The following is a 12,221-nucleotide window of genomic DNA, read 5'->3' on the forward strand; positions in this document are numbered from 1 at the left end:
CGGCGGCACCGCGACCCCACCGGATCAGCGCCACCCAGTCGGTGACCCCCTGCCGCAGCCGCCACCGCTCCACCCGGCCCGGCCGCCAGCACCCCCCGACCCTGATCTCCACCCGCCGCCAGCACTCCTCGGCCACCCAGCTGCGCCCCGGCCCGACCAGCAACTCCCCCGGCGCCGGCACCGCATCCGGCCGGCGCCGGTCGTCCACTCCGGGGCAGATGGTCACCCCTCCATCATGAATCGCACAGTCGTTCGATTCAAGGGCCAGCAGTCGGGCACGGCCCGGCGGAGTCCGCCTGGCATGCTGGCCCGCATGGCTGCCGACCTCCCGCTCCCGGTCCATCTCCCCGCCGTCATCGACGGGCTGGCGACGAACCCCGCCCTGCCGGGCCCCATGATCCGACGGCTGTTCGCCTGGCGGCCGGGACGGGGCGAGGTTGCGGGACGTCCGGACCTCACCGAGGAGCTGATCGCCGAGATCATCGCGACCGACGACCACTGGCTGCTGCACAGCTTGGCGCTCAACAAGCACCTGCCGGACGGCTTCCGCATCCGACTGGCCGCCCACCCGGACGAGGCGGTGCGGTCCGCGCTCGTCGTGCGCGCCGAGAGCGCGCCGAGGGAGATGCTGGAACGACTCGTCGACGACCCGGTGCCGCGGGTCCGCGCCTGCCTCGCCGAGGACGACGACACACCCCCCGATCTCCGGGCCCGCCTCGCCGCCGACCCCGATCCCGCGATCCGGGCCACGCTGGCCAAGCACTGGACCCAGGCACCGGAGGAGGTCCGCCGGACCCTGCTGACCGACCCCGAGCCCCAGGTCCGCGCCGCGGCCTGTGCGACCTACTTCGCCCGGCTGCCCCACCCGGTACCGCCCTCGGACCTGCTGCCGGCGCTGCTGGCGGATCCGGTGACCCGGGCGGGCGCGGTGGTCCACGCCGTCCTGGACGAGGAGGCCTTCCGGCGGCTCGCCGAGGATCCGGACAGTGAGGTGCGCGCCGAGGTCGCCCGGCATCCCGACCTGCCGCCGCCGGTCCGCGACGTCCTGGCCGTCGATCCGGCGCTGGCGGTCCGGGTGAAGGTGTTCGCCCGGGCCGACACGCCGGAGCCGCTGCGGGCGCGGATCCACGCCGCCGTCCACGAGCTCTCCCCCACGTGGAAGGACCCGGAACCCGAGGCCGACGAGGAAGCACTCGACCTCTGGTACGAGAACATGTTCGCGACCACCGCGCTGCGCATCCTGCGCCTGGAGTGGGTCGCGGCCGATCCGCTGCCGCACATCGACTCGCCCTATGTCTCCTTCCGCGTCTCGGCGGCCCTCGGCAAGGAGCTGCCCGCCGACGCGGTGGCCCGGCTGCTGGACGACGAGGAGGAGATGGTCCGGCTCACCATGGCGGCCAATGCCCCGCACCTGGTCGATCCCCGGACCGCCGAGAGCATCGAACGGCGCTACCGCCGACGGGACAAGTTCACCTTCTGGTGGGACACCAAGGAGGTCCTGGCCTTCGCCCCGGAGACCCTGCACCGGTTCGCCACCGACCCCGAGCCCCGGCTCCGCTCCTTCGCGCCGCGTGATCCGCAGCTCCCGGCGGAACTCGCCGAGCAGCTGGCCGCCGACCCCGAGGAGCGCGTCCGCCACGCGGTGGCCGGCCACCGCAGGCTCCCGCTCCCCGCCCTGCTCCGCCTCCTCGCGGACCCCTCGGACCGCGTCGCCCGGGCCGCGGCGGCCTCGCCGCACCTTCCCGTGGAGAGCATGGAACGGCTGCTGGACCTGGTGGGCCTGTAGCCGCCGGGCAGTCGGGCAGTCGGCGAGGGCGCTGTCAGGGGCCGCGCCAGATGTTGTCGAAGGCCGCCTCCTCGATGGTCCGCCGCTGCCGAACGGCCTCCAGTTCCGCGACCGCGTCGCCGACGGCGGCGAGCACCGTCACGACCGCCTCGTCCTCGATCTCGTCGGCCTCCTCGGTCGGCCGGTCGTGGATCCCGGCGGTGGTGGCGAGGATCGCGAGGACGGGGTCGCCCGACGCCCAGCGCTCGGCCGCCCGGCGGCGTTCGGGCGAGTCGGCGACCGCCGTCCGGCTGGTCCGGACGGGGATCCACCGGCCGCGTTCCCGGGTGACCCGGCCCTCCATCTCCAGCGCGGCCAGGTACGCGGACGACAGCCCTCGGCCCCGGCGCCACAGCCAGTCCTCGACCGTCTCGTACGGCGGCTGCCGGACCAGCGACTCCGCCGCCCGGTCCAGCAGCTTGTCGGCCTGCTCCCAGCGGCCGCCCGGCACGATCCGCTCACCGTCCAGGGCGAGTGCCTCGGACCCGAGGAGGTCGATCACCTCGGCCCCGGCGAGGGCGAGCGACAGGTCGCCTGGATCCACGGGACGGCTGGACGCCACGTCCATGGAGACGATGAACAGGTCCCGGGCTGTGGTCATGAGTGGCTCCGCATCTCAGGCACCAGCGGGCGATACGTCGCCGACTGTAGCCCGCCGGCGTCCCGGCCGCGGTCCGAACCGCGGCCACGGCCCGCCCGGTCACCCCGGCAGGAGCTGCTGCCCGCCGTCGATGTCGTACGTCGCCCCGGTCAGCGCGGTGTTGGCCATGATGTGCACCGCCAGCGCGGCGACGTCGTCAGGCCCGACCACCCGCCCGACCGGGAGCGTCGCGCGCAGCTGCTCGCGCCGCGCCTCGAGCCCCTCGCCGAGCAGCGACGCCGACAGCGGGGTGTCGACGAAACCGGCGGCGATCAGGTTGACCCGGATCGGGGCCACCTCCAGCGCCAGGCCGGCCGTCAGGGCGGGCAGGGCCGCCGTCATCGCCGAGGTGACCGCGAGGCCGACGGCGGGGCGGCGGGCCCCGGTGCCACCCATGAAGAGCAGCGTGCCGCCAGGGCGGACCCTGGGCGCACCGTGGCGGGCGACGCCCAGCATGGCCATCGGGTGCTCCTGGAGCGCGCGGCGCGCCTCGTCGAAGTCCATCTCGGCCAGGGTGGCGTAGTAGGGACCGCCGGCGGTCACCAGCACGTGGTCGACCGGCGCGGCGAGGTCCGTGAAGAACCGTTCCAGGGCGGCCGGGTCGGTCGCGTCGAAGGCCGCGGTGCCGACGGCACCGACCTCGGCCGCCGCCTTGTCGAGTCGGGCGGGATCCCGGCCGGTGAGGATGGTGTCGGCGCCCTCGGCCCGGGCGTGCCTCGCCGTCGCCAGCCCGATCCCGGCGCTGCCGCCGATCAGGACGACGGTCTGCCCGGCCAGCGCCGGTGCGCGGGTGGCGGCCGGGGCCTGCGGTGCGCCGGTCACCGGGTCCCCGTGGCGTCCGCGGCGGACCCGCCGGTCATGTCGGCAGCTCCTCGCCGGCGCGTTCGCGGACCATGTACAGCGCGTACCAGTCCGGCCAGTTCGGATCCTCCGCGCCGATCCGTTCCTCGTGCTTCCCGTGGGCCGCGGCCGCGCGCCGCAGGGCCTGGGCGAGGTCCTCCACCGTCTCGTACGTCGTCCCGCTCATGGGGCACACTCCTTGTCTCAGCGGCTTGTCTCAGCGGCTTGTCTCAGCGGCCCGGAAGCCGCGTCCTGATCTCCTGGAGCACCCAGCCGTTGCCGTCCGGATCACTGAAGGCGGCGAAGGAGCCGTAGTCGGCGTGGTCCGGCGCGGGGCCGCCCACCCGGCCGGCCGTCCCGGCCCGGTGGAAGACCCCCGAGGCCTCGTGGAACGGCTCACCGACGTCGACGCCGCGCCCGATGAGCTCGGCACGGGTCGCGTCCAGGTCGTGGACCACGAGGTGCAGGCCTTGGAGGGAGCCGGGCGGGGACGAGGTGACGCCCTCGCCGAAGATGATCGAGCAGCCGGAGCCGGGCGGCGTCAGCTGCACCACCCGGTAGCCGTCCTCGACCGGGAGGTCGGCGTCGAGCCGCCAGCCGAGTCCCTGGTAGAAGCCCTTCGCCCGGTCGACGTCCGAGACCGGCACGACGACCACCTCCAGCCGTACCTCCCCCGGCCGCACCGGCGGGCTCGCGGCCGCACTGCTGTTGCTCTCCTGGACGCTGCTCATCCCCGCCTCCATCGGTGGGTGGCGCTGTGACACTGCGATGACGATGTCCGCGCGCGACTGCGGCCCGACCGCCGTCGGACACCCCGGACGCCCCGCATGGTCGCTCGGTCACCGCGGGCGGACGCGCGGCCAGGTGCTTCCACGAGTCTCCCGGGCCGGTCACCGGGCCCGCCGGGACCTCCACTTCCACCGTGCGCCGCGGGCACAGCACCGTCAAGGCGGGACCCGCGGGGGCGCCGGGCGCGGGCGGCCGGCGTCACCGCCGTCGGCCCGGGATGCCGGGCGCCGGGACCCGTTGCTAGATGGAAGCGGGGGCCGAGTGCGGGAACGAACACGAGAGCAAGGGCTGGGAGTTCACATGCGACAGCGCAGTCTGCGGGACCTCCGGGTGTCGGCCATCGGCCTCGGGTGCATGGGCATGTCCGCGTTCTACGGCACCACCGACCAGGACGAGGGCGTCGCGACCATCCGGCGTGCCCTGGAACTCGGTGTCACCTTCCTCGACACCGCCCAGGTGTACGGGCCGCTCACCAACGAGTCGCTGGTCGGCGAGGCGATCCGGGGACACCGCGACGAGTACGTCATCGCCACCAAGTTCAACTACCGGATGGACCACGCCGTGCCGGGTGACATGTCGACGGTGGGGCGCCAGGACGGGTCCGCCGAGCACGTCCGCAGCTCCGTCGACGGCTCGCTCGAACGGCTCGGCACGGACCGCATCGACCTGTACTACCAGCACCGCGTCGACCCGGCCGTGCCTATCGAGGAGACCGTCGGCGCGCTGGGCGAACTGGTCGCCGCGGGCAAGGTCCGGCACATCGGGCTCAGCGAGGCGAGCGCCGCGACCATCCGCCGCGCCCACGCCGTCCATCCGGTGACCGCCGTCCAGAGCGAGTACTCGCTCTGGAGCCGGGACGTGGAGGCCGAGGTGCTGCCCACCTGCCGTGAGCTCGGCATCGGCTTCGTCCCGTACTCCCCGCTCGGCCGCGGCTTTCTCGCCGGCCGCTTCAGCTCCCCCGACGAACTGGACGAGAACGACTTCCGCCGCGGCAACCCGCGCTTCACCGAGGCCAACCTGCGGGCCAACCTCCGGCTCGCGGAGAAGGTCAAGGAGATCGCCGCGGAGAAGGACGTCACCCCGGCCCAGCTGGCGATCGCCTGGGTACTGGCCCGCGGCGAGGACTTCGTGCCGATCCCGGGCACCAAGCGCCGCAGCTACCTGGAGCAGAACGCGGGCGCCGTCGACGTCGTGCTCACCGCCGACGACCTGGCCCGGATCGACGCCGAGCTGCCCGCGGCGGCGGGCGAACGCTACGACGAGGCGGGCATGCGGGCCGTGAACCGCTGACCGGACCTGGCCCGGGGCGGAGCGCGCCGCGCGGCAGGGGCGCACACGAACCGGCTCACACCCGGGAGGGCCGCTCGTCCGACGCCGGTACGACTGGGGCGACCGTCCCGGAACGGTCCCCGGCCCCGGCGCGGCGGGGCCGGGGACGGCGAAACCGGCGTGCGGGAGCTGGTCGGCGGGTGGTGCGCACCCCCTGCCGCCGGCCGGCGGGTCTTGGCACGGGTCGGCGCGGCAACGGAAGCTCTGTGCACGGCCGATCGCCGATCGGTCCCGTCCGCCGAGCCTCTGGAGGGCCCCGCATGCCGTTCTCGCGCACCCGTACCGCCGTCACCGCCCTGCTCGTCGCCGGTGCCGCGGCCCTGGCCGCACCGGCCCAGGCCGCGGGCGGTCACCGCGCCCTCAGCCACTTCGACGACGGCAGTTTCGAGACGCCCAAGGTCGCGGCGAACACCTTCGCCGGTCTGACCGCCGGTCAGACCATCGGCCCCTGGAGCGTCACCGCCGGCAGTGTCGACCTGATCGGCGCCGGGTTCTGGCAGGCCGCCGAGGGAGATCAGTCGCTCGATCTCAACGGCTCCAACAGCGGCACCGTCGCCCAGAGTTTCACCACCGTGCCGGGCGCCACCTACTCCGTCACCTACGCGCTGGCCGGCAACCCGGAGGGCGGAGTCGCCCTCCGGACCGGCCGGGTGCTGGTCGACGGCCAGAACTTCCAGGACTTCTCCTTCGACGTCTCCGGCCGGACCAGGGCCGCCATGGGCTACGTGGGGCACCAGTTCAGCTTCGTCGCGCAGAACACGTCCACCACGCTCGGCTTCACCAGCACCGTCGCCGGGGCGTACGGACCGGTCATCGACAACGTCCGGGTGACGGAGTGCAAGCCCTGCTGCGGGTGACCGGCCCCGGCCGGTGGCGTCGGGAGCGAGGTCCCGGATCACCGCTCCTGACGCCTCTGACGCGCCTGACACCGCCGACGCCGCTACCGCCCGTGCGGGCGCCGCGGGCGGTCGAGCGTGGCGAGCAGCAGGTTGGGGTCGACCTGGGTGAAGTAGGCCGCGCTCGGTACGTAGACGGTGTCGCCCCGGACCGCGACCGAGGTGGGGTTGGACAGGCCGTCCTGGCCGGTCAGGACGGTGTGGTGGCTGCCGTCCCCGGCGACGAAGGCGGCCTCGTTCGGGGAGTTGAGGGCGGCGACGAGGCTGTCGCCGTGCCCGGTGAAGGCGAAGTCGTCGATCCCGGCGAGTCCGGTGGCGCGGGTCTCCACCGGCCCGGCGGTGCCGTCCTGACGGATCGGGATGCGCAGCAGGGTGCCGGTGTCGGTGTTCGTGACCCAGACGGCGTGGTGGTGCACCTTGAGTCCGTTGGCGCCGAAGCCGCCGGTGGGGCTGAGCTCGGGTGCGGCCGACCACACGGTCGCGGGGCCGCCGTCCAGGGGGACGGCGTGGACGACGCCGAGTGCCGAGTCGGCGGTGTAGAGCAGGCCGGCGTGCTCGTCGAGGGCGAGGCCGTTGGGGAGGCCGGTCGCGGGCAGGGCGGCGAGCCGCTCGGGGTTGCCGCCGGGGCACAGCCGCCAGATGCCGGTGAGGTCGTCCGTTCCGGTGGCGTAGCCGAAGTAGAGGGTGCCGTCGTGGGCGCGGGCGATGCCGGTCACGATCGCGGCCCCGAGGAGGGGGGTGGCCGGGTGTGCCGGTGCGGGGAGGGTGGCCAGGATGGTCTGGGTGCCGTCCGGGGCGACCCGGCCGATCTGGCGGGCGAAGGAGAAGGTGAGGTCGGCGGAGCCGTCCGGTTCCAGCGCGATGTTCTCGGGCTGGCGGCCCTGCGCGAGGTCGAAGTGGGCGAGGATCCGGGGCGCGGACAGCGGCGGCGCGACCGCCACGGCCGGGTTGGCCGCCAGCAGGGACAGGCCGGCGGCGGCCGCGCCGAGCAGGCCGGTGATGCGGGATGGGCGGGACAAGGTCTCTCCTCCGGTGAGCACACAAACGGGTGGCTCAAGAGGACCATGCCTGACGGCCCGTCACCCCTACGACGGGCCCGACGCCGTGGCCGGGTCCCCCGGTCGGTCGTTCCCGACCGGGGGACCCGCCCGCGGCGCTTCGGCGCAGCCCTACGGCGTGTCGCTCTCGGCCGCGAAGCGGTCGGCGGCCTCGCGCAGCCGCTGGACCCGCCAGTCGGCGTCGGAGTCGCCCGCGGCGACGCGGACGGCCTCGGCGAAGTCGCAGGACAGCAACTCGCGGGTGACCACCAGCCGGTCGGGGAGCCCGAGGTAGCGCTCGGCGATCCGGCTCAGGACCGCCGCCATCCCGTCCGTCGCCAGCAGCGGCCGCAGTTCCTCGACGAACGGCGCCAGCCAGGCCGCGCGCAGCTCGTACTCGGTCCGGCCGCCGAAGGCCGGGGTGAGGGCGGTGAGCAGCCGGGACGGGTACTCCTCCCAGGGTTCGGCGAGCGTCGGGTAGTCCTTGCGGAACTCGTCCCAGTCGACCTCGAGGTCGGAGATCCCGGAGGGCAGGACGGGCCAGTGGTGGCCGCCCTCCGCGGAGCCCGCGAACACGTCGTGCAGCAGCTCGTAGGAGACCTGGGTGTCCCGGGCGAGCAGGACGGCATCGTACAGGTCCTTGCCCTGCGGGTGGTTGTCGGTCAGCAGCCAGAGGATCTTCCAGGCGAGCGACAGCTCGGGGGTCGCGGTGAGCAGCGGGGCCGAGACGCCGGGCAGTTCGCCGGAGCGCGGGGCGAGCGGGAGGTGCTCGGTGAAGACGAAGTCGAGCTGTACCGTGCCGCCGGGCACGCCGGGGGCGGTCCAGGGCAGCACCAGCCGGCGGCCGGGCACCCGGCTGTAGGTCCAGATCTCGTCCGCGACGGCTCGGTCGGCGTGCAGCCGCAGGCCGGTGTCGGCCGCGGTGGCGGACGGGTGGTCGGCGGAGAGATGGTCGGCGGAGAGGCGGTCTGCGGCGGCGGCGATCTCGTGGATCATGCGCTCGGTCCGGTCGTCCTCGAGCTCCCAGTCCGTGGGGACGACGACGAAGTCCAGGTCGCCCGGCTCGCGGGCGGCCTCGCCGTACCAGCCGCGCAGCAGGATGCTGCCGCGCAGGACGAGGTGCTCGGCCCAGGCGGAGCGGGCCACCGCAGACAGGACGGTGTTCAGCGCCTCCCGGCGGGCCGTCAGCCAGCGGGCGGCGACCTCGGGGTCCGCGAACGCGGGTTCGCTGGGGCGCAGGGCCCGGGCGTACCCGGCGAGCGCGGGGTCGAAGACGGGCTGCTGGGTGACGGTGTCGTCGTCGATCGGCCGGATGCCGCGCGGCAGGTCGAGTTCCTCGCGCAGGGCCTCGGACGGGGCCTGCCGGGGCAGGACGACCTCCTCCCACGGTCCGTACTCGAAGTCGGCCCAGCCGTTGTCGCCGTCGGCGGGGTGGGTGGTCGGTCCGGTGGCTTCGGTGGTCATCGTGAGGCTCCCCCTCGGTGGTCGGTGGTGCGGCCGGGCGCGGGTGTCCCGCGTACGGCGGTGGTGCCGGGTACGGCGGTGGTGCCGGGTGTCCCTGCGGTTCCTGCGGTCTCGGTTATCCAGCCCGCGTCGAGTGTCTCGTCGGTGTCGAGGGCGACGAACTCGCGTTCCGCCGAGGCGATGGCGCGACCGTCGGCGGTGAGGTCGGCGAGCAGCGCGTCGAGCCGGCGGCCCGCCGTGTCCAGCCCGACCAGGCGGCAGCGCTGCGTCACGAACTGTTCCCGGACGCCGTCGGCGCGCACCCGGCGGGCGTTGGCGGACAGGTGGGCGCTGTGCCGGACGGCCAGGTCGGCGAGGCCGTCGGTGCGCTCGCCGGCGGGGAGCAGCAGTTTGACGTGGTGTTCGAAGTAGCGGTGCGGGCCGAGGGCCTCGGCGGCGGCGTCCGACTGCGGGACGCCGCGGGCCCAGGGGGTGGCCTCGATCTTTACCCGCAGCACGGTGAACCCGGCGTCCGCCAGCCGTTCCGAGGTCCGGCGGGTCTGTGCGGCGACCTCCTGGTACGAGCCGGAGCCGCGCAGCGTGAGCATCGGCTGGGAGACGGCGGCGCCGCGGGCCAGCAGGATGTGGGTGAACTTCACGCCGTTGGCCGAGGCCCAGTCGGCCAGTGCGTCGGCGGCCTGCGGGGCCACGGTCAGGTGGACCTCGAAGTCGCCGTGCAGGTCGGGGCCGCCGTGCGGACCGGCGTGCGGACCGGCATGCGCCTCGGCGTGCGCCTCGGCGTCCGCGGGCCGGTCGGGCACGGCGGCTGTCGGTCCGGGTGCGGTGGTGCGGCCCAGGTCAGGATGGGTGACGAGCATGCGAGCATGGTGGCAGACCCCACCGACAGTCCCTCGGCGGGCTCTTGGCGCGGCCCCGTCGGTGGCCTGCCGGAGCGGCTCCTCCGTGTACGTCGGCCCGGCCGGTACGGCGCAGTGCTGAACGGCCGTCCTGCGCGCGCGGCCCGGCGGGCAGCTCCGGTGCGCCCACCCGTGGATCAGGCGGACGCTTCCAGGACCGCGGGCAGCCGCTCGGCGACCTGGTCGGCGAGCCGTTCGAAGGCCGGTTGCAGCAGCGGGGCGGCGGCCCTGGCGAGGCCGTGGAGCCGTAGCTGGGCGCGGTAGACGATGACGGTCCGGCCGTTCCAGGCGCGGATGCGGATGTCGTCGGTCGCGGTGACCGTGCGGTTCTCGCCGACGAACACCAGCCGGTCCGGCTGGTACCGGGCGAGGCGGTAGGCGAGCCGGGTGCGACGTCCCCGGAACCGGGAGACGTTGAGCCAGCGGGCGCCCTCGGCCAGTGGGCCGTCGTCCAGCCGCACACAGCTCTCGGTGCCGGGGTCCCAGTGGGGTGTGTTGCCGAAGTCCGCGAGGTACCGCAGGACTTGGTCGGCCGGCCGGGTGACGGTGATGCTGCGTTCGACGGTGACCATCGGGTGCTCCTTCCGGGCGGGCATGGGGGGCGCCGACCGCCCCCACGGGGTTCGGAGCCGCGGCCCGTCCGGATGGCCCGGAACGGGGAGCCGCCGCGACCGGCCGGGGGCAGCCGGGACCGCGGCGGGGTCAGTCAGCGAGCAACTGCTCGATCCGGTCGAGTGCTTCGGCCAGGTCGCGGGGGCGCAGCGTGCCGGGAGGGCGGCGCGTGCCCGCCCAGCCCGGTCCGGCGGCCAGCACGACCGGCCGGGTCCGGGATCCGCGGCCGCCCCAGGCCGTCCCGGCGACCCGGGCGGCCAGGGCCCGGTCGGCGGTCTGCCGGGCCTGCGACCAGAGCAGGACCGCGGACGGGCCGGTGCGGCGGACCGCCTCCAGCAGCGCCTCGGGCGGCACCGCAGGCCCGAACATCCGGAACGGCAGCCCCCGGTCGGCGAGCCCGGCGGCGACCGCTTCCAGCGGGAGGGCGTGCAGTTCGGCGGGCATGCCCGCGAGCATGACGGGCGGACCGGTGCGGGCGGGGGTGGCACCGGGGCGGTCGGCGATCCTGCGCAGGGCGGTGGAGACGTGCCAGGACAGCAGGTGCTCGACCTCGACGTACCGTTCGCCCTCGACGGACCACTTGCGGCCCGCCGCCCGCAGGGCCGGCATCATCACCTCGGTCCAGGCGGCCACCGGGCCCAGGTCGTCCACGGCCTGGCGCAGGATCAGTGCCATCTGCGGGGCGTCGAGGCGGACGGCGGCCCGGGCCAGTCCCCGGCACTCGGGTCGGACCGGGCCGACCGGCAGGGTGTTGCCGCCGCCGGGGGGATGGCTCGCGGCGCCCGTCGTCCCGTCGGCGTCGTCGGCGGCCCGGGCGGCGGCGTCCGGGTCACCGGCCTGGCCGCTGCGGGCCAGCCGGGCGGCCTCGCCCGGCGGGACCCCGCGTGCGGTGAGGCGGCACATCGCCTCCAGCACGGAGACGTCCTGCGGGCTCCAGCGGCGGTGGTGGCCCTCCTCGCGCCGGGCCGGGCCGATGCCGTAACGGCGTTCCCACGAGCGGATGGTGGTGGGTGAGACGCCGAGCCGGCGGGCCACGCCACCGGTGCTGAGACCGGCCTCGGCGAGCGGTGGGGCAGCTGCGGGTTCGGACACGGACGGGAGCCTACGTCCGGTACGGCCCGGTGCCGCGACCGGCGCGCCCACGGGATCACCATCCCGCGATGCGGCCGACCGCGAAGCCGAGGCAGCTGACCACCAGCACGGCGATGACCAGCAGCGGGATCCAGCCCGGCCAGGCGGTGTGGAGTTCGACGGACTCCGGGGTGGAGATCCCGGCGCAGGTGGAGGCCTCGCACTCCGGGGTCTCGGTGGGTACGGGCCGCGCGGCGGGCAGGACCGGCACGGACGGGGGAACGGTGGCGGCCATGGTCTCCTCCAGGTGGCTTCCGTGGCGCGGGGGTCGTCTTCGGCGGGGGTGCCGGCCCGGGGCGGGCCCCGGCGGAGGTGTCAGCGGGGGGTGTCAGCGGTGTTGGAGCCGGGCGAGGCGCCGCATGGTCACGGTGAGTGTGAGGGCCGCTGCGGAGGCCGGTATCCCGGCGGCCATGCAGAGGGCGCCGGCGCCGGTGGACGCGGCGAGGACGGCCGCGGCGAGGGCCGGCGCCCGGGGCCGTTCGGCGAGCCGCCGCAGCGGGCCCGCCGGCCGGGCGAGCAGGCGGTCGGGTCTCGGGTCCGCACGGCGCAGCCCCGCTTCGAGGCGGTCCAGGACTCGTCGTTCCTCGGTGGTCAGCGGCGTGCTCAGCGGCGTGGTCACGGCGTTCGCACCTCCTCGGGTGGCGGTCCGGTTCCAGCATCGCCCGGGCGTGCCGCGGAGGGCTGCTCGCAGCGTTTGTGCATCAGCCCCGGCGCGAAGGGCCGAGGGGGTGGTGATGCGGCGGCCCCCCGCGCGGCCGCGGG

General features: G+C 75.3%; 15 protein-coding genes. 3 read left to right on the forward strand and 12 right to left on the reverse strand.

Translation table 11 applies throughout. The features are described 5' to 3' along the window. The coding region (locus AA75_RS51550; RefSeq protein WP_206743466.1) for a hypothetical protein at positions 1-226 on the reverse strand (226 nt) is incomplete at its 3' end. Positions 227-313: 87 nt separating this feature from the next. On the opposite strand from AA75_RS51550, the gene AA75_RS38625 reads away from it, so the two are divergent. Further along, a complete protein-coding gene (locus tag AA75_RS38625) occupies positions 314-1,786 on the forward strand; it encodes a hypothetical protein (protein ID WP_033825141.1) in 1,473 nt (490 codons plus the stop codon). A gap of 34 nt (positions 1,787-1,820) precedes the next feature. On the opposite strand, the gene AA75_RS38630 is transcribed toward AA75_RS38625, so the two are convergent. The 4 genes from AA75_RS38630 to AA75_RS38645 form a co-directional block, all read right to left on the reverse strand. Continuing rightward, positions 1,821-2,426, reverse strand: a complete 606-nt coding sequence (locus AA75_RS38630; RefSeq protein WP_033825114.1) for a GPP34 family phosphoprotein — start codon at positions 2,424-2,426, stop codon at positions 1,821-1,823. 99 nt (positions 2,427-2,525) lie between these two features. Further along, positions 2,526-3,287, reverse strand: a complete 762-nt coding sequence (locus tag AA75_RS38635; RefSeq protein ID WP_033825115.1) for an SDR family oxidoreductase — start codon at positions 3,285-3,287, stop codon at positions 2,526-2,528. 34 nt (positions 3,288-3,321) lie between these two features. Continuing rightward, on the reverse strand, positions 3,322-3,492 hold the full coding sequence (locus tag AA75_RS51225; RefSeq protein ID WP_051814147.1) for a hypothetical protein: 171 nt from the start codon (positions 3,490-3,492) through the stop codon (positions 3,322-3,324). Positions 3,493-3,535: 43 nt separating this feature from the next. Continuing rightward, on the reverse strand, positions 3,536-4,036 hold the full coding sequence (locus AA75_RS38645) for a VOC family protein (RefSeq protein WP_051814148.1): 501 nt from the start codon (positions 4,034-4,036) through the stop codon (positions 3,536-3,538). Positions 4,037-4,394: 358 nt separating this feature from the next. On the opposite strand from AA75_RS38645, the gene AA75_RS38650 reads away from it, so the two are divergent. Further along, positions 4,395-5,384, forward strand: a complete 990-nt coding sequence (locus AA75_RS38650; protein ID WP_033825117.1) for an aldo/keto reductase — start codon at positions 4,395-4,397, stop codon at positions 5,382-5,384. A gap of 299 nt (positions 5,385-5,683) precedes the next feature. Then, a complete protein-coding gene (locus AA75_RS38655; RefSeq protein ID WP_033825118.1) occupies positions 5,684-6,280 on the forward strand; it encodes a choice-of-anchor C family protein in 597 nt (198 codons plus the stop codon). A gap of 83 nt (positions 6,281-6,363) precedes the next feature. Here AA75_RS38655 and AA75_RS38660 read toward each other — a convergent pair whose 3' ends face one another. The 7 genes from AA75_RS38660 to AA75_RS38690 form a co-directional block, all read right to left on the reverse strand. After that, positions 6,364-7,338, reverse strand: a complete 975-nt coding sequence (locus AA75_RS38660) for a hypothetical protein (protein WP_051814149.1) — start codon at positions 7,336-7,338, stop codon at positions 6,364-6,366. 150 nt (positions 7,339-7,488) lie between these two features. Further along, on the reverse strand, positions 7,489-8,820 hold the full coding sequence (locus AA75_RS38665) for a nucleotidyl transferase AbiEii/AbiGii toxin family protein (protein WP_063794526.1): 1,332 nt from the start codon (positions 8,818-8,820) through the stop codon (positions 7,489-7,491). After that, positions 8,817-9,677, reverse strand: coding sequence for a hypothetical protein (locus AA75_RS38670; protein WP_063794527.1), 861 nt, complete (start codon positions 9,675-9,677; stop codon positions 8,817-8,819). Before AA75_RS38670 ends, AA75_RS38665 begins: the two co-directional genes overlap by 4 nt. 176 nt (positions 9,678-9,853) lie before the next feature. Beyond that, positions 9,854-10,288: an SRPBCC family protein gene (locus AA75_RS38675; protein WP_033825119.1), complete on the reverse strand. Its 435-nt coding sequence runs from the start codon at positions 10,286-10,288 to the stop codon at positions 9,854-9,856. 130 nt (positions 10,289-10,418) lie between these two features. Then, the gene (locus AA75_RS38680) at positions 10,419-11,420 is read right to left on the reverse strand and encodes a MerR family transcriptional regulator (RefSeq protein WP_033825120.1); all 1,002 of its coding nucleotides are present in this window, start codon (positions 11,418-11,420) and stop codon (positions 10,419-10,421) included. Between the two features lie 55 nt (positions 11,421-11,475). Then, a complete protein-coding gene (locus AA75_RS38685) occupies positions 11,476-11,694 on the reverse strand; it encodes a hypothetical protein (protein ID WP_033825121.1) in 219 nt (72 codons plus the stop codon). Between the two features lie 93 nt (positions 11,695-11,787). Next, on the reverse strand, positions 11,788-12,078 hold the full coding sequence (locus tag AA75_RS38690) for a DUF3040 domain-containing protein (RefSeq protein ID WP_033825122.1): 291 nt from the start codon (positions 12,076-12,078) through the stop codon (positions 11,788-11,790). Between the last annotated feature and the right edge of the window lie 143 nt (positions 12,079-12,221).

The sequence above is a fragment of the Kitasatospora sp. MBT63 genome (genome assembly GCF_000710465.2).
Lineage (GTDB): Bacteria > Actinomycetota > Actinomycetes > Streptomycetales > Streptomycetaceae > Kitasatospora.